Origin of the sequence: Arthrobacter sp. NicSoilB4 (genome assembly GCF_019977335.1) — a bacterium.
Taxonomy (GTDB): domain Bacteria; phylum Actinomycetota; class Actinomycetes; order Actinomycetales; family Micrococcaceae; genus Arthrobacter.
Genome location: NZ_AP024653.1, coordinates 709,426 through 731,013, shown reverse-complemented (window position 1 = coordinate 731,013; position 21,588 = coordinate 709,426). Strand labels below are relative to the sequence as shown.

General features: G+C 66.8%; 18 protein-coding genes and 1 tRNA gene. 9 read left to right on the top strand and 10 right to left on the bottom strand.

Annotated elements, in window-relative coordinates:
• Positions 1 to 109: 109 nt before the first annotated feature.
• The gene (gene pcrA, locus LDO13_RS03440) at positions 110 to 2,632 is read right to left on the bottom strand and encodes a DNA helicase PcrA (RefSeq protein WP_224048670.1); all 2,523 of its coding nucleotides are present in this window, start codon (positions 2,630 to 2,632) and stop codon (positions 110 to 112) included.
• A 354-nt stretch (positions 2,633 to 2,986) separates the two neighbouring features.
• On the bottom strand, positions 2,987 to 3,844 hold the full coding sequence (locus LDO13_RS03435) for an inositol monophosphatase family protein (protein WP_224048669.1): 858 nt from the start codon (positions 3,842 to 3,844) through the stop codon (positions 2,987 to 2,989).
• A 103-nt stretch (positions 3,845 to 3,947) separates the two neighbouring features.
• Here LDO13_RS03435 and LDO13_RS03430 point away from each other — a divergent pair, with 103 nt between their 5' ends.
• The gene (locus LDO13_RS03430; protein WP_224048668.1) at positions 3,948 to 4,601 is read left to right on the top strand and encodes a hypothetical protein; all 654 of its coding nucleotides are present in this window, start codon (positions 3,948 to 3,950) and stop codon (positions 4,599 to 4,601) included.
• A 209-nt stretch (positions 4,602 to 4,810) separates the two neighbouring features.
• On the opposite strand, the gene LDO13_RS03425 is transcribed toward LDO13_RS03430, so the two are convergent.
• Positions 4,811 to 5,836, bottom strand: coding sequence for a hypothetical protein (locus LDO13_RS03425; protein ID WP_224048667.1), 1,026 nt, complete (start codon positions 5,834 to 5,836; stop codon positions 4,811 to 4,813).
• A 210-nt stretch (positions 5,837 to 6,046) separates the two neighbouring features.
• Between LDO13_RS03425 and LDO13_RS03420 the strand changes: the two genes are divergently transcribed.
• A complete protein-coding gene (locus LDO13_RS03420) occupies positions 6,047 to 6,196 on the top strand; it encodes a hypothetical protein (protein WP_224048666.1) in 150 nt (49 codons plus the stop codon).
• Positions 6,197 to 6,262: 66 nt separating this feature from the next.
• Here the strand turns inward: LDO13_RS03420 and LDO13_RS03415 are convergent, their stop codons facing one another.
• From LDO13_RS03415 to LDO13_RS03405, 3 genes are all read right to left on the bottom strand, one after another.
• Complete coding sequence (locus tag LDO13_RS03415) at positions 6,263 to 7,789, bottom strand: EAL domain-containing protein (RefSeq protein ID WP_224048665.1); 1,527 nt, start codon at positions 7,787 to 7,789, stop codon at positions 6,263 to 6,265.
• Positions 7,779 to 8,228 carry a hypothetical protein gene (locus LDO13_RS03410; protein WP_224048664.1) on the bottom strand — a complete coding sequence of 150 codons (450 nt, stop codon included), beginning with the start codon at positions 8,226 to 8,228 and terminating at the stop codon, positions 7,779 to 7,781. Before LDO13_RS03410 ends, LDO13_RS03415 begins: the two co-directional genes overlap by 11 nt.
• Before the next feature lie 347 nt (positions 8,229 to 8,575).
• Positions 8,576 to 9,376 (bottom strand): DUF998 domain-containing protein, encoded by an 801-nt coding sequence (locus LDO13_RS03405; RefSeq protein WP_224048663.1) that lies wholly within the window; start codon positions 9,374 to 9,376, stop codon positions 8,576 to 8,578.
• Between the two features lie 86 nt (positions 9,377 to 9,462).
• On the opposite strand from LDO13_RS03405, the gene LDO13_RS03400 reads away from it, so the two are divergent.
• The 3 genes from LDO13_RS03400 to LDO13_RS03390 all read left to right on the top strand — a co-directional run bounded on the left by LDO13_RS03400 (position 9,463) and on the right by LDO13_RS03390 (position 10,453).
• Positions 9,463 to 9,535: transfer RNA gene (locus LDO13_RS03400), tRNA-Arg, on the top strand.
• A 1-nt stretch (position 9,536) separates the two neighbouring features.
• Complete coding sequence (locus LDO13_RS03395) at positions 9,537 to 10,028, top strand: DUF6314 family protein (RefSeq protein ID WP_224048662.1); 492 nt, start codon at positions 9,537 to 9,539, stop codon at positions 10,026 to 10,028.
• Positions 10,029 to 10,033: 5 nt separating this feature from the next.
• Positions 10,034 to 10,453 (top strand): NUDIX domain-containing protein, encoded by a 420-nt coding sequence (locus LDO13_RS03390; RefSeq protein WP_224049651.1) that lies wholly within the window; start codon positions 10,034 to 10,036, stop codon positions 10,451 to 10,453.
• 12 nt (positions 10,454 to 10,465) lie between these two features.
• Here the strand turns inward: LDO13_RS03390 and LDO13_RS03385 are convergent, their stop codons facing one another.
• Both LDO13_RS03385 and abc-f read right to left on the bottom strand, forming a co-directional pair.
• Positions 10,466 to 12,379: an ABC transporter ATP-binding protein gene (locus tag LDO13_RS03385; protein WP_224048661.1), complete on the bottom strand. Its 1,914-nt coding sequence runs from the start codon at positions 12,377 to 12,379 to the stop codon at positions 10,466 to 10,468.
• Positions 12,376 to 14,046 (bottom strand): ribosomal protection-like ABC-F family protein, encoded by a 1,671-nt coding sequence (gene abc-f, locus LDO13_RS03380; RefSeq protein ID WP_224048660.1) that lies wholly within the window; start codon positions 14,044 to 14,046, stop codon positions 12,376 to 12,378. Before abc-f ends, LDO13_RS03385 begins: the two co-directional genes overlap by 4 nt.
• Before the next feature lie 228 nt (positions 14,047 to 14,274).
• Here abc-f and LDO13_RS03375 point away from each other — a divergent pair, with 228 nt between their 5' ends.
• The 4 genes from LDO13_RS03375 to LDO13_RS03360 all read left to right on the top strand — a co-directional run bounded on the left by LDO13_RS03375 (position 14,275) and on the right by LDO13_RS03360 (position 17,344).
• Positions 14,275 to 15,021, top strand: a complete 747-nt coding sequence (locus LDO13_RS03375) for a hypothetical protein (protein WP_224048659.1) — start codon at positions 14,275 to 14,277, stop codon at positions 15,019 to 15,021.
• The gene (locus tag LDO13_RS03370; protein WP_224048658.1) at positions 15,018 to 15,737 is read left to right on the top strand and encodes a hypothetical protein; all 720 of its coding nucleotides are present in this window, start codon (positions 15,018 to 15,020) and stop codon (positions 15,735 to 15,737) included. The genes LDO13_RS03375 and LDO13_RS03370 overlap by 4 nt, the downstream gene beginning before the upstream one ends.
• A 90-nt stretch (positions 15,738 to 15,827) precedes the next feature.
• Positions 15,828 to 16,562: a hypothetical protein gene (locus LDO13_RS03365; RefSeq protein ID WP_224048657.1), complete on the top strand. Its 735-nt coding sequence runs from the start codon at positions 15,828 to 15,830 to the stop codon at positions 16,560 to 16,562.
• 44 nt (positions 16,563 to 16,606) lie between these two features.
• On the top strand, positions 16,607 to 17,344 hold the full coding sequence (locus LDO13_RS03360; RefSeq protein WP_224048656.1) for a hypothetical protein: 738 nt from the start codon (positions 16,607 to 16,609) through the stop codon (positions 17,342 to 17,344).
• A 213-nt stretch (positions 17,345 to 17,557) separates the two neighbouring features.
• On the opposite strand, the gene LDO13_RS03355 is transcribed toward LDO13_RS03360, so the two are convergent.
• Both LDO13_RS03355 and fdhD read right to left on the bottom strand, forming a co-directional pair.
• Positions 17,558 to 20,581: a glycoside hydrolase family 38 C-terminal domain-containing protein gene (locus tag LDO13_RS03355; RefSeq protein WP_224049650.1), complete on the bottom strand. Its 3,024-nt coding sequence runs from the start codon at positions 20,579 to 20,581 to the stop codon at positions 17,558 to 17,560.
• Between the two features lie 103 nt (positions 20,582 to 20,684).
• Positions 20,685 to 21,557 carry a formate dehydrogenase accessory sulfurtransferase FdhD gene (gene fdhD / locus LDO13_RS03350; protein WP_224048655.1) on the bottom strand — a complete coding sequence of 291 codons (873 nt, stop codon included), beginning with the start codon at positions 21,555 to 21,557 and terminating at the stop codon, positions 20,685 to 20,687.
• Positions 21,558 to 21,588: the final 31 nt, after the last annotated feature.

Here is a 21,588-nt window from a genome sequence, read left to right as displayed (position 1 = left end):
AGCTGGCGCGCCGGAGCGGAATGCCGCCTCGTGGCGCCCGATTCTCCGACTGTAGGCGGGGCGGCGCCGCGGGACAATGCGCCCCGCCAGCCGCTTTTCCGGGCGGGTGTCAGGCGTCGAGCTTTGTCAGCGGGGCGTAGCGGAGCAGGAGCCGCTTCTCGCCGACGCTGAACTTCACCTTGGCGACGGTCTTGTCTCCCGCCCCCTCGACGGCCAGCACGGTGCCGTTGCCGAAGCTCGTGTGGTTGACCTTGTCTCCCACGCTGACGGCGACGACCTCCTTCTGCGGCTGGACCCGGTTCTTGGCGATGGCCGCCGGAACATCGGCGTTGAAGCCGGCCGAGGGGCTGGCCTCCGTGCCGCGCGCCGTGCCGGCTCCCCAGAAGGATCCGCCGTACCGGCTCGAGCCGATGGACGCGCCGCTCCCCCAGCCGCCGGTCTGGCGGGTGGAGCCCTCACGCTTCCATTCCACGAGCTCGGCCGGGATTTCCTCGATGAACTGGCTGGCCGGGTTGTACTGGCTCTGGCCCCACATGCTGCGCACCTCGGAGCGGGTCAGGTACAGGCGCTTCCGGGCCCGGGTCAGCCCGACGTAGGCCAGCCGGCGTTCCTCGGCCAGTTCCTTGGGGTCGGTGGCGGAGCGCTGGTGCGGGAACAGCCCGTGCTCCATACCGGTCAGGAACACCACCGGAAATTCCAGCCCCTTGGCGGTGTGCAGGGTCATCAGGGTGACCACGCCCAGCCGCTTGGCTTCGGCGACGGCGGCGGCCAACTGGTCGGGGCTGCCCGCGGGGGCGTCCGGGATCTGGTCGGCGTCGGCCACGAGGGAGACGCCTTCCAGGAAGGCACCGAGGGAACCTTCGGGGTTGTCCCGCTCGTATTCCCGCACGACGGCGACGAGTTCGGCGAGGTTCTCCACCCGGGACTCGTCCTGCGGATCCGTGCTGGAGCGAAGGGTTGCGAGGTAGCCGGTCTGTTCGAGGACAGCCTCCAGGGCTGCAGCAGCCCCGGATCCGGAGGCCACCTCGGCCAGGTCGTCGAGCAATTTCACGAAGCCCTGGACCGCGTTAACGGAGCGGGTGGCCATGCCGGGAGCCTCGTCGGCGCGGCGGGCCGCGGCCATAAACGAGATCCTGTCGCGCTGCGCGAGTGATGCCACGGCCCCCTCGGCCCGGTCGCCGATGCCGCGTTTGGGCTCGTTCAGGATGCGGCGGAGGTTGACGTCGTCGTCGGGGTTGACCAGTACTCGCAGGTAGGCGAGCGCGTCCTTGATTTCCTTGCGCTCGTAGAACCGGGTCCCGCCGACCACCTTGTACGGAAGCCCGACGCGGACCAGGACATCCTCGATGGAGCGTGACTGGGCGTTAGTGCGGTAGAAGATGGCGACGTCGCCGGGGCGGAGGTCGCCCTCGTCCTGCAGGCGGTCGATTTCCTTGGCGATGAACTGGGCTTCGTCGTGTTCGTTCTCGCCCACGTAGCCGACGATCTTCTCGCCATCGCCTTCCGCTGTCCACAGCCGCTTCTCCGGCCGGTTGGGGTTGCGGGCGATGACCGAGTTGGCGGCGCTGAGGATCGTCTGGGTGGAGCGGTAGTTCTGCTCGAGCTTGATGGTGCGGGCTTCGGGGTAGTCCTTCTCGAACTCCACGATGTTGCGGATGTCGGCGCCGCGGAAGGCGTAGATGGACTGGTCGGAGTCGCCGACGACGGTCAGCTCAGCCGCGCCGGGGCCTTCGCCGACGATCTCGCGCACGAGGGCGTACTGGGCATGGTTGGTGTCCTGGTATTCGTCGACCAGGACGTGCCGGAACCGGCGCCGGTAGGATTCGGCGAGCGCGGGGAAGGCGCGAAACATGTAGACCGTTTCGGCGATCAGGTCGTCGAAGTCCATGGCGTTGGCCTGGCGCAGGCGCTGCGTGTAGCCCTTGAAGACCTCGGCGACGGCCTGTTCGAAGGGGTCGTTGTAGTTTGCGCTGGAGGAGTAGCTGTCGGCGTCGATCAGCTCGTTCTTGAGAGCGGAAATCTTGTGCTGAATGGCCTTGGGGGCAAAGCGCTTCGGATCTAGGTCCAGGTTCTTCGCAACAAGCGTGATGAGGCGCAGCGAGTCCGCGGAGTCGTAGATCGAGAAGTTGGAGTTAAGGCCGACATTCTTGGCTTCGCGGCGCAGGATCCGGACGCAGGAGGAGTGGAAAGTGGACACCCACATGGTCTTGGCCCGGGGGCCCACCAGGGCTTCGACCCGCTCGCGCATTTCGGCGGCGGCCTTGTTAGTGAAGGTGATGGCAAGGATCTCGCCGTGGTGCGCGCGCCGGGTGGCGATCAGGTAGCCAATGCGGTTGCTGAGCACGCGGGTCTTGCCAGAGCCGGCGCCGGCGACGATCAGCAGGGCGCTGCCGGCGTGCTTGACGGCCTCCTCCTGCTGCGGGTTCAGCCCCTCGAGGAGCTCAGCCGCGCCCGGGAGCCGGTGGTGGTCCGGTTCGCCGGACGGGTTATCCCCGTGGCCGCCTTTGGGCCCGGCGCCGTGGGCAGAATCCAGTGCCGCCATCCCATGGCCGGCAGGCGTTTTGGTGCGCGCCGCCGTGGTCGAGGCAGCTTGGAAGGGTCCGTCGGCGTAAGGGTCAAACAACATATCCATGGTGTTAACAAGTCTAGGCGGTGCCACTGACAGTCAGGTCCGCCCCCTCGGGACATGCCCTCCCCTGCCCCCAGCCACTGGACATACTGCCCATATGCCCACGCCCCGCAGCCAACAATGGACATGTCCCGCGGCCCTCACTGCGCCCCCTCGGGACATGCCCTCCCCTGTCCGCAGCCACTGGACATAATGCCCACATGTCCATGCCCTCCGGCCAACAATGAGCATGTCCCGCGGCCTTCTAGGGGCACCCGAGGGACATGCCCTCCCCGGGCCGCGCCCACTGGACATATCACCACTATGCCCACGCCCCGCAGCCAACAATGGGCATGTCCCGCGGGTTGCTGCCGGAACCTACCGGACGGAGCCGGATTCGAGGGCGGCGCGCAGGTGACGGACCGCCGTCGTGCCTCCGGCGACGAACCAGTCGAGGCCATTCACCCGGACGACGTCGGCCGCGCCGCCGGCCGCGAGGACGATGGCTTTCCCGGGCAGCCAGTCCCATTCCGGGCAGCTGTGCTGGAACCAGCACCCCAGTTCGCCGTCGGCCACGCGGCTGAGGTCGCAGGAGCCGGAGCCAAACATCCGCAGCGCGGCGGCGGAGGTGGCGGCGGCGTGCCACGGCATCGCGCACATCGGGTCGGCGAGCCAGGTGGGGTGGATGTAGGTCGCGGCACCGAGTTCGGACAGGGGCGTGTCGGAGCGGCCCGTGCCCGGGGCACCGTTCGAGCGGAAAGTGGTCAGCCGTTCACCGTTGAGCGTTGAGGCACGGCCTGTTCCGCCGAGCCAGAGCTTGTCTTCCTCAGGCTGGAAGATCCCGCCGAGCACCACACCGGAGGAGTCCTTGAGGGCAATAGCCGAGCACCAGTAGGTGGATCCATGCAGGAAGTTGTAGGTCCCGTCCACGGGGTCGATAACCCAGGTCCGGCCGCTGGTGCCGTCGACGGAGGCGCCCTCCTCGCCCAGGATGCCGTCGTCGGGCCGGCAGCGCTGGAGCTGTTCCAGCACATATGCCTCGGCGGCGTGGTCCGCGGCGGTGACGACGTCGGAAACCGATGTCTTTTGGCGGCCTTCCAGACCGGCCTGACGCATGAGGAGCGCCAAGGTCCCGGCCTCGCGCACGAGGGCCTCGGCGAGCTGGTAGTCGTCCAGGGCGGGGTTGAGTTCAGCGGAGCTGTGCCGGCCGAGCCGGTGCTTTCCTAGTTCGGTCACGCGCTCCAGCCTATCTGCGCCTGCCGGCAGTGAACAGGCGGACGGCGCCGGGCCTCGGGACCCCGGCGTCCGGTTGCACGCGTGCCCGGGCGATAATGGTGCCATGGCCAAGACACCCGCACAGCGGATCAAGAAGCACGGCGCGAACGCCGTCGTCCCCCAGCACCAGCTGCCGTCGGTGATCAACCCGAGCACCAGCCGGACCCCGCAGAAGGCGCAGAGCAACAGCAACCTGATCCTGATTGCGGGTGTTGTGGCCAGCCTGTTCCTCTTCTGGTACCTCCACCTGCTCACCCTGAACCAGCTCACGCAGCTCAGCGGCGGCCTTGCCATGCCCGATTCCCTGGTCGGGGGCTTCGACCCGGGCTATGTTGAGCAGCTGCGCTCCGCGATGGATGAGGACGCCAGAGGGCAGCTCAATTACATCCACAAGACCGCCGGCTCGCTGTTCCCGCTGATCTTCGGCTTCACCTGGCTCCTGCTCATCGGCACGAACGTGGCACGCAAGGGACTGCGCTGGGCGCTGTGGGCAGTGCCCCTGCTTTTCGCGGCAGTCAGGCTGTGGGGCAACGCCGTGATCGATTCGATGCTGTCCGCCCACACTCTCGACGCCGGCCAGGTCGCCCTGGCATCGGGCCTCACTGTCGCCGGTTGGGCGCTGCTGGTGCTGAGCCTGGTCGTTGGAGGCGCCGCGGTGTTCCTTGGCCGCAAGCCCGCTGCGGCGACGGCCCCCACCAAGGGACATGCCCAGCCCTAGGCCCGGCCACTGGACATAGCCCCACTATGTCCATCCGTCCGGGCACCCGGAGGGCATGCTCAATGGGGCGTGCCACGGGACCTACGGGACATGCCCAGCCTTAGGCCCGGCCACCGGACATAGTGGCACTATGTCCATCCGTCGCGGCACAGGGAGGGCATGTCCAGCGTGGTGCGGCAGGGAAAGCCGCAACGCACCGCCAGCTGGGCTCAATGCTGATTTGCGAGGTACTCCCGGGCCTGGTCCGCGCGCTGGGGTGCGCCCGCAGTTTCGAATTGCTCGGCAGCGCGCAACAAGTATTCATCCGCCGCGGCGAAATCGCCGGTGTCTTTGTATGCCCGGCCAAGCAAAAGACATGCCTCACCGGAACGCTGCGGCGAAAGGCCATTTTCCAGCTCGCAGAGTCCTTCCAAAAGGCTGATGGAGGCGGGAATATCCCCCGAAAGGTAGGTCCAGTGTGCGCGGTTCAACTTCAGGAGGTGGTGATCGTTCGCGCTACCGCCGATGACGTCCGTGGCCAGTTCTGCCCGTTCGATGCAGCGGAGCGTGTCGGAGTCCGCAATGTCAGCGGCCAATCGCATGGCCGCAGAGGCCTTGTTGAACTTCGCCCAGACATCAAGATTATTGGCCGGCGAAAAGGTGTCGGCCGCAAGCTCGTGGTAGCGCAGCCCCTCCTCGATCATGTTGCAGAGGAACGCCACATTGCCAATAGCCCAATACGCCTTGCCAACCAGTTGGTCGTCGACTTCGTCCGAAACGATGTCGGCGAGTACATTGCATTCGTCCCAGGCATCCGCCAGTCTTCCACAGTCTGCCAAGGCCGCGATTAGAGCGTGGCGAGCCTTGACGTTGGTCTCAATGTCGGCCTCTTCGGCCGTGAGATTCGCCGCCGTCCGTGCGGACTCGACAGCTTGTTCGAGTAGACCAGCCCGCTGTCTGGCTGTCGCCAGAAGAATGTGCGCTTTCGCCTTGGCCTGCGCCGTGGGCGCGCCATAGGGCCCCGCAGCCAAGGCCACGGCCAACGTGGCCGACTCGCCAAACTCACCGGCGTCCAACAGATTCTCCACTTGGAAGAACCTCATGTCCCACCCAGCGGCTTCTTCCCCTCCAGCCAAGGCTATAGCCGCGGCCTCATCGGCGCTTCGTGCTGCCGCTTTGAAGTCGTGATCGTCCCGGTACTGCCGGGCCTGAAGCTCAGCGGCGAAATATGCGGGAGGTAGGAAGTTTTGTTGCATAAGCCAATTATCCGTCGCCAAGGACGGAGAAATGTACATGACGTGTAAGTGGGAGCGTCGCAGTATTCGCGCAGGAGTCGTGCAGGCACGCATAAATAACACAGGAGTTATGGTTAGGAGACATTTTATTCTTTCTAGGCGTGTCGGGTGCCCCTATACTGAACTCGCACCACATGAGTCACATCAGCCCCTTATGTATCAGGAGTCCAAATGAAGAAAACCCTCGCTACACTCCTCGTCGCCGGTGCGCTGGCCGCCGCGGGCCTGTCCGCAACTGCTGCCGTCTCGGCAACCGGAAACTCGGGTCAGGGCTCTGTAGTAGCCATCGAATGGTGGCCGCACTCCACTCCGAAGAACTAGCGGAGACGGCGTTGTCGAACGGTGGGTGTCGGATTCCGATACCCACCGTTTTTCGTTCAAAAGTGCCTACCGGCTCCCCTGCCCTATCCTCGCGTCGATGTCAGACGCCGGAACGGGCCTGCCGAAGTAGTAGCCCTGGCCGCTTGAGCAGCCCAGCCGGACCAGCTCCGCGGCTTGTTCCGCCGTCTCGATGCCCTCGGCCACAGCCTTAAGCCCGCAGGCGTGGATCAGGTGCAGCACCGCCTCGACGAACTTGCTCTGCTCCGTGTCGGTGCCCAGACCGTCGATCAGGCTCTTGTCGATCTTGACCACGTTGACCGGCAGTTTCCGTAGGTAGCTGATGGACGAATAGCCGGTGCCGAAGTCGTCGATTTCGAGCTGCACACCCAGCCGCCGCAGCCCACTGAGGGAATACCTGTCCACGTCCCCTCCGTTGACGGCCATGGACTCCGTCAACTCCACGATGAGGTTGGCGGCGTCCACGCCTGTTTCGTGCAGGATGTCGCGGACGTGTTCAATCAGATCGAGGTTCTGCAGCTCGGTGGTCGAGATGTTGACGCGGACGTTGAAGTCGGCGTCCACGTTCAGGTCCTGCTGCCAGCGCCGCAGCTGGCGCACCGCGTTCCTCAACACCCAGTGGCCGAGGTCCACGATCATCCCCGTCTCTTCAGCCAGCGGGATGAAGGAATCTGGCATCAGGAGGCCGCGCTCCGGGTGGTTCCAGCGCACCAGCGCCTCAACGCCTTCGATCTTGCCGGTGGCCAGTTCCACAACCGGCTGGTAGTGCAGCGTGAGCTGGTCCTGGAGGATCGCCTCGCGCATTTCGGTGATCATGACGCTCTGCAGCCGGCGGGCGTAGAGCAGGGCCGGCTCGAACACCTTGATACTGCTGTGCGGCTGGGCCTTGGCCGCGTACATCGCGGTGTCTGCTTCCATGACCAGGTCGTCGACGGACTGCCCGGGCTCCGCCACCCGCAGTCCGATGCTGGTACCGCAGGTGATGCGCAGATCCCCGATTTCCAGGCTCTCGCCGAGCGCCTTGAGGATTCTGTTGGCGACCCGGCGTGCCCGGACAAGGTTGGACTTCGGCAGCATGACGGCGAATTCGTCGCCGCCGAGGCGCGCGACTGTGTCTGTGTCCCGGACTGCGTCCTGCAGCCGCTTCGAGATCACCCGGAGGACGTCGTCGCCGGCGCTGTGTCCCAGAGTGTCGTTGATGCCCTTGAAGGAGTCCAGGTCGAGGACCAGCAGTGCCGGCGGCATTTCGCCCCGGGACGTTTCGGCAAGGGCGTGGCTCAGGACGGAGTTGAGCGCCGTCCTGTTGGCGAGCTGGGTGAGCGGGTCAGTCAGCGCCATCCGCTCGAGCTCGACCTGCGCTTCGCGCAGCATCGCCGTTCGGCTTTCGACGCGTTCCTCAAGTTCCTGGTAAATGGTCTGCAGGTCGTCGGCCATCAGGTTGATCCCGGCAATGACCGCGGCGACGTCGTCCCTGGCACCGGAATGGGGAATCCTGGTGGTCAGGTCGCCTCCTGCGATGCGGACGATGCCTTCGACGAGGGCATGCAGTCGGGGGTCCGGCGGATCAGTCTTCACTCGTGTATTGCCCTAACCAGTCGATGGCCTCGGCCTCGGACGTGAAGAACTGCGCGGGGATCGTCTCGGTCTTGGAGCGCAGCAGGTAGTGCGCGATCACGCGGTCCACGGGGCTTTCACCGACGAGGGCGAACGCTGAAGCGGCGATGGATCCTGCGTAGACCTGCCGGGCTTCGACGCTGACGCCGACCACGCCGGTAATAACGAGCATCACCGGCATCCGTCGGCCGTTGGCCATCGCGCGGACCGTGGCGCCGGCAACACGCGCCTCGGGCCCATCGATTTCCTCGTTGGCCGGGAGCGCGACTTCGATGATGCCGCCGTCGAGCATCCGGACGCCGATCGGGGCACCGGTGCGGATATCCAGCCCGCCATTGTGTTCGGCCGCGGGCTCCTGCGGGAGCAGTTGGCCGGATTCCGCCGTAGCCTCGATCGTCATAGGTCCGCAACCCAGCGGCAACAGGCCGACGCCGGAAAGTCGCCGGTCCCCCGGCTACTCGCACGTCGGACAATGCCCTCCGCCAGGACCCCCACGGCAGTCGCTGCGGCACGGCGCGGCAAGGCTAGCTGATCAGACATTCGTCCCCATTGGACTCCAAGGTCGGCAAGTTGGCCAGCGCCGGAGTCACGTAGCGCGGGCGGCACCGGAATGTTCCGGTGAATGCCCTCATGATAATCCACGGCCGGGCCATTGTGAGACATAAGACACCCCGGAACAATAGCGCCGTCATGAACGGCCGACGTCGGGCGACCGTGCCGGGACTCCTCGTCCCCTGGTGGACCCGGTCAGTGCCCGCCCGCCCGCCTCCGCTGGACCCCGGCAGTGCCCGATCGGACCCGTTTCGCGGCGGCCCGCTGCTCCCCCAACCGCTGCGCAACGACCAGCCCCACGGCCGCCATGCCGATCGTGATGGGATACCCCATGAGCCGCTCCAGCGTGCCTGGCTCCGGCACGTCCATCCCCGTCACTCCGCCGGTGATCAGGGCGCCGAGAGACACGACGCCGCAGGCCAGGATGGGCCAGCCCAGCGGTGTCTGCCGAAGCCACAGCCAGCCCAGCAGCAGCAGGGCAAGGCTCCCGGCGGCGAAATACATGATGGCGCCCACCGCGTGCCACACGGAGCCGGCGTCCTCGGGGACCAGCCCCACCAGGACGGTGCCGGCACCGGCGGCGGCCGTGAGGGTACGTGCCGAGATCGCGGCAGCCCACGGAACCCGGCCGTCCGGCACCCTCGTAATCTGCGCGGATGGCCGCGCTGCCGTGCACAGCAGCACCGAACTCAGCAGCAGTGCGCCGACCATCATCCCGATGCCTTGAACCACGAACGAGGCGTTCATGAGCACGTGCGCCGGCGAGCAGACGTCCCGGCCGTCGAAAACCGCGCAGCCCGCGGCGCCCAGATCGCTGATGAAGCCAGTTCGGCGGCTGTACGGCTGCTGCCCCGCCCACGCGCCGATCACGGCTGCCTCCGCCACGAAATACTGCAGCACGCTGAGCAACGCCAGTGCGCCCGCGTAAAACCGCGTGGACGGCAGATCGGGGATATAGATGATGTCCTGGGACGGGGAGTCAGCGGGGGCGGCCATGCCAAGAGCGTAGTACGGCCCGTCACCTTGTATGCTTGTATCCGTGTCCGAACGGGCCGGCCAGCGGCCGTCCAGCACGGATGCCCGCCCTCGTAGCTCAGTGGATAGAGCACGGCTCTCCTAAAGCCGGTGTCGTTGGTTCGATTCCAATCGAGGGCACTTGAACCCCCAGCCGCCGGACGCCGCTCCGGCCTTCGATCTCCGCGCCTACCTGCTGGGCTCCTGGACCGTGGAACGCACCCTCCTCGACAGGTCCGCCGGCACCCGCGGGTCCTTCACCGGCGTTGTCCGCTTCACCGAAACGCCCGACGGCGGCCTCCGCTTCCGCGAAGAGGGCACTGTCTCCTGGGCGTCCGTCCCTGGCGGGCCGGCGGGCATACCGTTCTCGGGGCCGGCCAGCCGGGAATACCTGTTGCGGCCCACCGGCGCCCCGGACACGATGGACATGTTCTTCCCCGACGGCCGGCCGTTCCACCGGATGGGATTCGGGCCGCAGAGCGGCAGGGACGAGCACTGGTGCAGCCCGGACAGCTACAGCGTGCACTACACGTGGACCGGTCCGGATGAGTTCCGCTACCAGTGGGATGTCACCGGCCCGGCCAAGGACCAGTTGCTGACGTCCGTGTTGCGCCGGACGGCGGACACGGGATGAACGCGATGAACGCGCCGGGCACGAACCCCCTCATCGTTGTCTCCGCCGTCTGTGTCTTCGACGAGGCCGGGCGCCTCCTCACCGTCCGCAAACGCGGCACGGACAAGTTCATGCATCCCGGCGGCAAGCCAGAGGCGGGCGAGACGGCCGCCCAGACGGCGGCACGGGAGCTGGCGGAGGAAGTCGGGATCGTCGTCGCGGCGGACGAACTGGTGCTCCTGGGCATCTGGTTCGCGGACGCCGCCAACGAGGCCGCGACGCAGATCCAGGCCACGGTTTTCACCGCCCCCGGGGTCTGGCATGCCCACCCCTCCGCCGAGATCGCGGAGATCCGCTGGCTGGACCTGGCCGAGAAACTGCCGGACGACCTCGCCCCGCTGCTCACCGACCACGTCCTGCCCGCCCTCTCGGGCCAGCCCGGCTAGGGCCCGGGAACACTACAGCCCGGGCACGGACTCCTCCGCCACGGCGCTGGCTTCGGCGAACTGGGTCCGGTACAGCTCCGCATAACGGCCCTCGGCGGCCAGCAGCTCGCTGTGCGTTCCACGCTCCACGATCCGGCCGTCCTCCACCACCAGGATGGCGTCGGCGGCCCGGATCGTCGAAAGCCGGTGCGCAATCACGACGGCGGTGCGGCCCTCGAGCGCGGCGCCGAGCGCCTCCTGGACGGCGGCCTCATTGGTGGAGTCCAGGGCGGCGGTGGCCTCGTCCAGGATGACGACGCGCGGCTGCGCAATGAGCAGGCGGGCGATGGTGAGTCGCTGGCGTTCCCCGCCCGAGAGGCGGTAGCCGCGCTCCCCCACCACCGTGTCCAGGCCGTCCGGCAGCGACCGGATCATGTCTTCCAGCCGGGCCTGCCGCAGCACATCCCACATGAGCTCGTCGCTGGCGTCCGGGCGGGCCAGGCGCAGGTTGGAGGCGATGCTCTCGTGGAACAGGTGCCCGTCCTGGGTCACCATGCCGAGGGTGTGCCGCATGGAATCAAACGTGAGGTCACGGACGTCCACGCCGGTGCCGGGAACGGCTCCGCCGAAGCGCACGGCACCGGAATCGACGTCGTAGAGACGCGACAGGAGCTGCGCAATCGTGGACTTGCCGGCGCCCGAGGAGCCCACGAGGGCGACCGTCTGGCCCGGTTCCACCCGGAAGCTGATGCCGTGCAGCACCTCTTCGCCGCCGCGGGTGTCGAGCGTTGACACGTCCTCCAGCGAGGCGAGCGACACCTTGTCCGCCGAGGGGTAGGAAAAGCGGACGTCGTCGAACTCCACGGACAGCGGCCCGGGCGGCGACGACACGGCGTCGGGCTTCTGCTCGATGAGCGGCTTGAGGTCCAGGATCTCGAAGACCCGCTCGAAGCTGACCAGGGCACTCATGATCTCCACGCGGGCATTGGAGAGCGCGGTGAGCGGGGCGTAAAGGCGGGTCAGCAGCAGGGCCAGCACCACGACGTCGCCGGCGGCCAGTTGCCCCTGCAGCGCCAGGAAGCCGCCCAGCCCGTAGACCAGGGCGAGGGCCAGCGCGGAGACGAGCGTCAGCGCCGTGACGAAGGTGAACTGCAGCATGGCGGTGCGGACGCCGATGTCCCGCACGCGGCCCGCGCGGACGGCGAATTCCCGGGACTCCTCGTCAGGGCGGCCGAAGAGCTTCACGAGCGTGGCGCCGGGGGCGGAGAAGCGCTCCGTCATCTGGGTGCCCATGTTGGCATTGTGCTCGGCCGCCTCGCGGCGGAGGTCGGCGAGCTTGGAGCCCATCCGGCGGGCCGGAATCAGGAAGATCGGCAGCAGGATCATGGCGAGTACGGTGATGAGCCAGGACTTGCCCAGCATCACCGCCAGCGTCAGGGCGAGGGCCACCACGTTGCTGACGACGCCCGACAGGGTTCCGGCGAAGGCCGACTGCGCGCCGATCACGTCATTGTTCAGCCGGCTCACCAGCGCCCCGGTGCGCGTGCGGGTGAAGAAGGCGATCGGCATCTTCTGCACGTGGTCGAAGACCCTGGTCCGCAGATCGACGATCACGCCTTCGCCGATGGTGGAGGACAGCCAGCGGGTGACGAGTCCCAGCCCCGCCTCGGCAACAGCCACAATGGCGATCAGCACGGCCAGCCAGACCACGACGTCGGTGCCGGCCCCCGCGATAATCGCATCCACCACTTGCCCGGCGAGGACCGGGGTGGCGACGGCCAGCACGGCCATCACGACCGACAGCAGGACAAAGGCGATCAGCTTGCCCTTGTGCGGACGGGCGAAGCCGAACACACGCTTGAGCGTTTCCTTCGAGAACGGCTTCGAGCCGCTTGAGGCGCGCGTGATGTTGTAAAGGGAGCTCCACGCTACCCGGTCCATGCTCATGTGTTGTTGCCTTTCAGGGCGGTATGGCCCAGGAGTTCGGTGACGACGCCGCTCTCCACGTTCCAGCGCGCGTCGAGGCGCACGTTTTCCAGCAGCCGGCGGTCGTGGGTGACCAGCAGCAGGGCGCCGTCGTAGCTCTCAAGGGCCTCTTCAAGCTGTTCGATCGCAGGGAGATCCAAGTGGTTGGTGGGCTCGTCGAGCACCAGCAGGTTCACGCCGCGCGCCTGCAGGAGGGCCAGCGCGGCCCGGGTCCGCTCCCCAGGCGACAGGGAGTCGACCGGCCGGGAGGTGTGGTCTGCCTTGAGGCCGAACTTGGCCAGCAGGGTCCGGACTTCCGCCGGGGTCTGGTCCGTCAGCACGGCTTCGACGGCGTCTGCCAGTTTCAGCTCACCGGTAAGCAGTCCGCGGGCCTGGTCGATCTCGCCGACGGCGACGGACGCGCCCATCGAGGCGTCACCGGAGTCCGGCCGCTGGACGCCCAGCAGCAGGCGGAGCAGCGTGGACTTGCCGGCACCGTTGGGGCCGGTAATGCCGATCCGTTCCCCGGCGTTGAGCTGCAGGTTAACTGGACCGAGCGTGAAATCGCCCTGGTGGACAACGGCATCGCGGAGCGTCGCCACAACAGCGCTGGAACGCGGCGCCGCCCCGATGCTGAACTGCAGCTGCCATTCCTTGCGGGGTTCCTCGACTTCTTCGAGCCGGGCGATGCGGGATTCCATCTGGCGGACCTTCTGGCCCTGCTTTTCGGACGACTCAGTGCTGGCCGCGCGGCGGATCTTGTCGTTGTCCGGGTTCTTCTTCATCGCGTTCCGGACGCCCTGGGAGCTCCACTCGCGCTGGGTGCGGGCCCGGGAGACCAGATCGGCCTTGGTGTTGGCGAACTCCTCGTACCGTTCACGGGCGTGCCGGCGTGCCACGGCGCGTTCCTCAAGGTAGGCCTCGTAGCCGCCGTCGTACACCGCCACGGAGTTTTGCGCGAGGTCCAGTTCCACAATGGTGGTCACGCAGCGGGCGAGGAACTCACGGTCGTGGGAGACCAGCACGACGCCGCCGCGGAGTCCCTGCACGAACGCCTCGAGCTTGGCCAGCCCGTTGAGGTCCAAGTCGTTGGTGGGTTCGTCCAGGAGCACGACGTCGAAGCGGCTGAGCAGCAGTGCCGCGAGCGCCACGCGGGCCGCCTGGCCGCCGGAGAGCCCCGTCATGTCGGCGTCCTGGCCGACGTCGAGGCCGAGGTCCGCCAACACGGCAGGGACGCGGTCTTCCAGGTCGGCGGCGCCGGACGCCATCCAGCGATCGAACGCAATCGAGTAGTCGTCGTCGGCGCCGCTGGCACCGCTGCCCAGGGCCTCTGCCGAGGACTCCATCTCCAAGGTTGCCTGGGCGCAGCCGGTACGCCGGGCAATGTAGGCCCCCACCGTTTCGCCGGCGATCCGTTCGTGTTCCTGGGGCAGCCAGCCCACGAACGCGTCGGCGGGGGCAAGACTGACCGTGCCTTCCTGCGGCTCGTCCACACCGGCAAGCAGCCGGAGCAGGGTCGACTTGCCCGCACCATTGGCTCCCACGACGCCGACGACGTCGCCCGGCGCGACGGTCAGAGAGAGTTTGGAGAAGAGTGTGCGGTGGTCGTGACCACCGGCGAGGTCCTTGGCAACAAGGGTTGCAGTCATTAGTCCATCCTCTCACCGCGGCCCAAAACCGATGGCCGGAGGGCGCTCCGGGCGGCCAATAACGGCCGGGCATAAAAGAACCCGCTGGTCCGGACTTGGGGGGTGTACGGACCAGCGGGTTCGAGCATCTAGCATAGTTGAATCAGCACCTCGCGTAAAATCAGTGCAGTTCTTGCTCCACCGAACTTCAGAAGCACCCCTTCCATTCGACTCCGCAGGAAGCCATAGATGCCACTACCCGCCAAGGCGTTTCAACTCTGGCTCCATGGCGTTGCCCCGACGGCGAGCACGGCCGACATCTGCAGGATCTCCGGGATCAAGCGCACCACCCTCGCCCAGCAGCTGGTACGGGGAAAGGTGGCGGAAACCACGCTGGTAAGCATCAGCCGCGCCCTGAAACGCAGCCCCCTGGACGACCTCGGCTCGTTTGACAGCTTTAAGGGCCTTGCGGAGCAGCCGCAGCCTCCCACCGCTGCCGAACTCGTCAGCCAGATCGCGACGATGGACCTGCTCCGCGCGGTGATTTCCCGCTCGTCCCCGGCGTATGGCGGTTTCGGAGACAGCGGCAGCACGCTGACACCCCCGCTCAGCGCAGCCCCGCACGCCACCTCCGTCCGGAACTGGGTGGACGCGATCGACGACGGCGAATTGCGGCACCGCGTATCGGCGGCCACGGGAGTCGCGCCGCAGAACTATTCGGCCCAGTTGACAGCGAACCGGCTGTCCCCGGAACTGGCGGTCGCAACCTCCCGCGCGGCTGGCGTAGGCTTCACGGGCGGACTCGTTGCCACCGGACTATTGACGGAGCAGGAGGCCGGCTGGGCGCCGGAAGCAAGGCAAGCCGCCCTGGACGCGCTCTCGGATGGCGAACTCACGGCCCTGGCCGGCGAGCGCCTGCAGTCCCTTGGCAGGACCCTGCGCCGCCAGGAGCAGGAACACGAACAGACAAAAAAGATTTGGGAGAACCTTGGATGATCGCGATCCTGCAGTGGACCACCTTGGCGGTCTGCGCCCTCGTCGCAATTTTCCGTGTCCCCAGTGCCCTCCGGGGTGAGAACCGGTCAATTTTCGGTATTTTCGCGCTGTCAACGTTTGCGATCATGTTGAGCATCAACGCCGTCTATCTTCCAGTGGACGCATGGCTGGGTTCGCAGAACTACACGAATCTCATCCTCCGCTTCCTCATTTACGGCGTGGTTCTCCTGTCCGGCTACAAGATTGCCAAGGGCTTCGACGCACAACGCAGCGTCCGGCTTATTGTCGGTCCGGTTGGCGTCGCAGTGCTTGGTCTCGTGGTGGTCGCCACGGTAGTCCCGTTCCTCCTTGCCAACACGGCCGGGAGCTCGACCGGACTGAGCGCCCTACCGGACCAGAGTGCCAACAACGTCGACCTCATCAGGCTCTATACGGTTGCCGGCAGGTTCTACCCGTCCTTCGTGGCCGCATGCCTGCTGCCGGCCACCATCAGGACCATAAGAAGCGGACTCCCGAGGCTTCCCAGGAGCGGGGCCGCGGTCCTCGCCGTGGGATCCAGCGCCATGATCCTCCTGTCGCTCAGCGACCTGCTGCCGCGCCATCTCGCGTATCTGCAATACTTCATCAGCTCCACCGCCATTCTCGGCCTCATCCTGGGGCTCACACTGATGTGGCTCAGCCGGGTGCTGGCAACCAAGCGTCCCGCCCGCAGGTAGCCCAGCCCCCTGTCGAGCACTCCATGCGGTCCGCGCCGGACGCATGACCCCCTTTAAGTGGAAACACAACAGAAAGTCTTGGAACCCCCGATGATCGCGATCCTGCAGTGGACCACGTTGGCGGCCTGCGGTGTCCTGGCCGCATTCCGCGTCCCCACCGCGCTCCGGGGTGAGAACAGGTCGCTATTCTTCATCTATGCACTCATGACGGCCGCCATCCTCTTGAGCATCGAGGCGCCGTACGTGGCCGTTGACCAGGTCTTGGGCGGCGTGAACCTTGCCAACCTGTTGCTGCGCTTCATCATCTTCGGCGCCATCTTCGCCCTCGGTCTCAGGATCGCGCGGGGCTTCGGCGCCGACGACGCCCTCAGGCTCATTACCGGACCCGCCGGGACAGCGTTCGCCGCGGCCGCATCCCTGGCAGTGGTGGCGGTCTTTTTGATGATGGATACCGCGGGTTCGTCCGCAGGACTGATCGGGGTCTACGACAAAGATGCCCGCAATGCGGCGCTTGTCGAATACTACGGAGCCGCCGGACGCCTGTATCCGGCGTACATCACACTTGCCCTCCTTCCGGCCATGGTGAGGACGGTCCGCAGCAGTCTGCCGGGCCTCGTGCGGCTCGGCGCCGCGCTACTGGCCCTTGGGTCCATTGGCGTCACCTTGGGCCTCCTCTCTCCCGTGATTCCTGCGCCACTGGGTTATCTGCGCTTCGTCTTCAATTACACGGCCATCCTCTGCCTCCTGACCGGGCTTGCCACGTTCTGGCTGTCGAAGGCGGTGGCCAAGCGGACGCGGAAGATGCAGACTAACGTCACCGGATAGTCATTGTGTGCTGAGCCGCCAAGCGATTTGGGAGATCCCTGCTGATGGCAACCCTTGAGTGGGCGACACTGGTGGTGTGCTGTGCGGCGCTTCTCCTGCGGGTCCCGGACGCTGTTATGGGCCGGAACAGAACCGTCTTCGGAATCCTCGTGCTGGCCACGCTATGCAGCCTGCTCGCCGTCTCCGAACTGTACGTGGTGATTGATGGCGCCCTGGGCGGACGGCATGTGACGAGCCTGATTCTGCGGTATCTCGTCTTCGCGACTGTCCTGCTCGTGGGCCTCCGCATCACGAGGGGTCTCGCCGCAGCCAGAGGCTATGGCCTCATCGCAGGCGCTACCGGGCGCTGGGTCCTGGCGCTCTGCTGCCTGACGGTGCTGGTGACGTTCCTCCTGATAGTCAGCACCTGGGGGCCCGCGGGGCCGCAGGTCGCCTCCGATATCGGCAGGAACGCCTCCCGGGCCCCCTATTACACCGCTGCCGGCAGGACGTACCCCGCGTTCGTATCGCTCGTTCTGGCGCCCCCGTTGCTGGCCACGGTCAGGAGCCGGCAGCCGCGCTTAGTCAGGGCCGGAGCCCTGCTGGTCCTCCTCGGCGCCCTGTTCGCGATCCTAAGCCTCCCCGCCTCCTTGGCCCCGGCCGCCTGGGCCGAGGGGTTGCGCTTCGTCAACTACGCGGCGGTGCTGGGCTACGTCGCGGGCCTTGCCGTCCTGTGGTTCTCCGGGCTGATCAGCAACCCATCAGGTAACACTAAGACAACATTACGCCGCAACCACGGCTAGGCATTCACAAAATCATTAGACCGTGAGAGAATCATGAATGTGTGAAAGCGGCATTCGCTTCGTGAACGGGAACAATCCGTGCGGAGCCGAGGCAGCCGCCCAAGCGCCATTGGGGGGATGAGTGGTAGCGGTCCGGCTGGACCGCTCCCACTCAGCCTGTTTAACGGCCCAGGAGGCAGCCGGGGCCAGCGTCAGGCTCCGCGGCTCCCGACCTCAGCGCACAAACCGCAGAGTCACCAGCTGGAACGGCCGGAGCGCCAGTTCCGCCGAGTTCCCCGCCAGGGCTACGCCCGGCGAATCCGCCGGGCGCTCCAGCAAATCCACGGTCTGGACGTCGTTGACGTCGAAGCAGGCCGCCACGAGCCCTGCGGACCGCTCCCCGAGCGATTCATAGACCCGCACGATCACGTCGCCTGAGCCGTCCTCGGCGAGCTTCACAGCTTCAACGACCAGGGCCGGGTTGGAGACCTCAATGAGCGGTTCTGCGCCGTGGGCGCCCTTGTGCACCCGCGGGGAAAGGTTCGTTCGGTAGCCTTCCCGGACGGCGTCGGCGATGCTGGCACCGGGCCGGATCGTGACGTTCAATTCGTGCAGGCCGCGGTCTGCACCGGGGTCGGGGAACTTGGACGAGCGCAGCAGCGAGAGTCGCACGGTGGTGGTGGTCCCGCCGTCGTCCTCCCGGATGTTCCGGGTGACGTCATGGCCGTAGGTCGACGAGTTGGAAATAGCCACGCCATAGCCGGGTTCGGCGACGTGGATCCACCGGTGGGCGCAGATCTCGAACTTCGCTGCCTCCCAGGAGGTGTTCACGTGGGTCGGGCGGAACACATGGCCGAACTGGGTCTCCGCGGCCGAGCGGTCTGCCCGGACGTCGAGGGCGAACCCGAGCTTGAGCAGCTTTTCGCTTTCCTTCCAGTCCACGGCAGTGGAAATCGCCAAAGATTCCGCTCCCGGCCCCAGCGAGATCCGCTGCTTCACCGCAGAGGTTCCCGCCAGCCGTTCCACCACGACGACGGCTTCCTCGCCACTGTGTTCCACCGCCATCGAGCGGACGGCGGTGAGCCGGACGACGTTGCGGCGGTAGAAAGCGTCGATGTCCCAGGCATCCCATTCGTTGGGGGTGTCCCGGTGCAACTCCAGCAGGTTCCCGAACTGCCCCGGGGCGACCGCGTCGCGCCCACTCGCATGGTCGACCAGGGATTCGAGCAGGCCGCTGGCGTTGATGACGGCGCGGATGACCCCGTTGTCCAGGATGTAGCCGCCGGCAGACTCAGTGACCCGCACCGGCTGACCGGCGAGGACCGGCTCGGCCGCGCCGAGAGCGGCGACCCCCTTGCGCCCGTGCGGAGCGGCGTTGAGCAGGAAGTCCGTGTCCCCGGCCCCCAGCAGGGCCCCGGCGGCGTCGGCGATGATCGCCTCAAGGTGTTTGCCGACGGCGGCGTAATTCCGTTCGGCGTCCTGGTGCACCCACGCGATGGAGCTGCCGGGGAGGATGTCATGGAACTGCTGCAACAGCACCAACCGCCAGAGGCGCTTGAGCTCTGCCGCCGGGTAGCTGTATCCGGTGCGCACCGCGGCCGTGGCGCACCAGAGCTCGGCTTCGCGCAGCAGGTGCTCGCTGCGCCGATTGCCCAGCTTTGTCTTGGCCTGGCTCGTGTAGGTGCCACGGTGCAGTTCGAGGTACAGCTCACCGACCCAGACGGGCAGTGCCTCGTATTCGGCCTGGGCACGGGCGAAGAAACCGGCCGCAGAGCCAAGCTCCACCTTCGGCGAACCCTCAAGGTCGGCCGCGCGGCGCGCCGCCGCCAGCATCTCGCGGGTGGGGCCCCCTCCGCCGTCGCCGTAGCCGAACGGGACCAGCGAGGTGGTGCCGCGGCCATGGTCCCGGTAGTTCCGCTCGGCGTGGGCGAGCTCCCGTCCGCTGAGTTCCGAGTTGTAGCTGTCCACCGGAGGGAAGTGCGTGAAGAGCCGGGTGCCGTCGATTCCTTCCCAGTTGAAGGTGTGGTGCGGCATCCGGTTGACCTGGTTCCAGGAGATCTTCTGGGTCAGGAACCACTTGCTGCCGGCGGCCTTGACGATCTGCGGCATGGCGGCCGAATAGCCGAAGGTGTCCGGAAGCCACGCTTCCTCGCATTCCACGCCGAACTCGGCCAGGAAGAAGCTTTTCCCCTCCAGGAACTGGCGGGCCATGGCCTCGCCCCCGGGCATGTTGGTGTCCGATTCGACCCACATGCCGCCCACTGGGACGAACTGGCCGGTCTTTACCTTCTCCCGAATCCGTCCAAAGAGTTCCGGGTACAGTTCCTTGATCCACGCCAGCTGCTGGGCCGATGAGCAGGAAAACACGAACCCGGGATCCTCGTCCATCAACGCCACGACGTTGGAGAACGTGCGGGCGCATTTACGGATGGTTTCGCGGACGGGCCAGAGCCAGGCGGAGTCGATGTGCGCATGCCCGGTGGCGAGCAGGCGATGTGCCGAGGCGTAGGCGGGCCTGGCGAGGACACCGGCGAGAGCCTCCCGTCCCGCCGCAGCTGTGCCCGGGACGTCGTCGGGGTCCATAACGTCCAGCATCCGTTCCAGCGCACGGAGGATTTCGTGGCGGCGGGGCAGTTCCATCGGCAGCTCGTGCATGAGCCCGCTGAGGGTCCAGATGTCCTGCTGCAGCTCCCAGACCGTCTGGTTGAGTTCGGCGATGGCGATCCTGCCGAGCCGGTACTTTGGTTCATTGCCCGAGGTCGCCTTGTCCCCGTAGCGGGTGGCCGCAAAGGTCCACCCCTGCGACAGGTCGGGGTTGGCGGCCGCCTCGACGTAGAAATCCACGGACATGCCGCTGCCCAGGAGCTTGAGCGGAATGTACTGGTTCCGCGGCGAGATGGCCTTGACGATGGTTCCGTCCCGACGCCAGGCGATTCCTTCGCATTGGAAGCCTGGCGAATCGCTGCTAAATCCCAGGTCCACGATTATTTCGACCGAGGTGTCCGCCGCCGTGCCCCAGCCGTCCGGAACCTGCCCCTCCAGGCGCAGCCATTTGGTGCTCCACGGCCGCCCCCAGGCCGAGCCGTGCTCCTGCGGCGTGAATTGCTGCCGGAGGGCCTCCAGAACAGGTACCGGCTCATCCGGGACGTCCCAGCTGCTCAGTGTCAGCGGAACGCTGCGCGGGTAGACCGCGGGGGCGAGGCGTTCGCGGACAAAGCGGTCGAGCCGGACTTCCGTGAGACGACGGTCGTCGTGCAATGTGATCCTCTTAGCGCTGGCGTGGATGACGCTGAAATGCATCCAATCGATGGATATAACTTACTTTGCCGCCGGCCCTCAAGCCAAGGAACAGAGAACGTGGTCACCGGGCGACGGTTGCCGGCAACCCAACGCGGTGGGGGCCCGCATAAACATTCAGCGATGTGCCGCGGCTGAATCCGGCCAGCGTCATGCCGCTCGCCTCGGCCAGCTCCACGGCCAGGCTCGACGGCGCGCTGACCGCGGCCAGGACGGGAATACCGGCCAGTGCGGCCTTCTGCACCAGTTCGAACGACGCTCGACCGGAGACCTGAAGCACGGTTCCGCGCAGCGGCAGCAGGCCCTCGCGGAGGGCCCAGCCCACAACCTTGTCCACGGCGTTGTGACGTCCCACATCCTCGCGCAGGCACAGGAGTTCCGCGGAGCCGCCGTCGGCGATCCGGAACAGGCCGGCGGCGTGCACGCCGCCCGTGACGTCGAAGACGGCTTGGGCTTCCCGCAGCTGGTCCGGCAGCGACGCAAGCGTGGCCACGGGGACCACCAGCGGGTCGGCCGCGGGGCTGAAATGCGAGGACTTGTGCACGGCCTCTATGGAATCCGTGCCGCAGATGCCGCAGGAGCTGGAGGTGTAGACGTTCCGTCCCGTGTCGGGGCGTGCGACGTCTGGCCTGAGCTGGGCTTCCACCACGTTGAAGGTCTGGACGCCGTCCGCGTCTTCCCCTGCGCAGAACCGCAGCGAGACGAGCTGGTCGGGGCTCCAGATGACGCCTTCAGACACGAGGAAGCCCGCCACGAGGTCAAAGTCGTTCCCGGGGGTCCGCATGGTGACGGAAAAGGACAGGCTGCCGATCCGGATTTCCAGCGGTTCCTCGACGGCCAGAACATCTTCCCGGTGGCGGACCGGGAATTCGAGGGCCTGCGGCGACCCGTCCAGGACATACTTGTGCACCTTGCGGCGCTGCGTCACGCGGCCCATCAGGTACTCCTAACCAACATATCTCCATCAT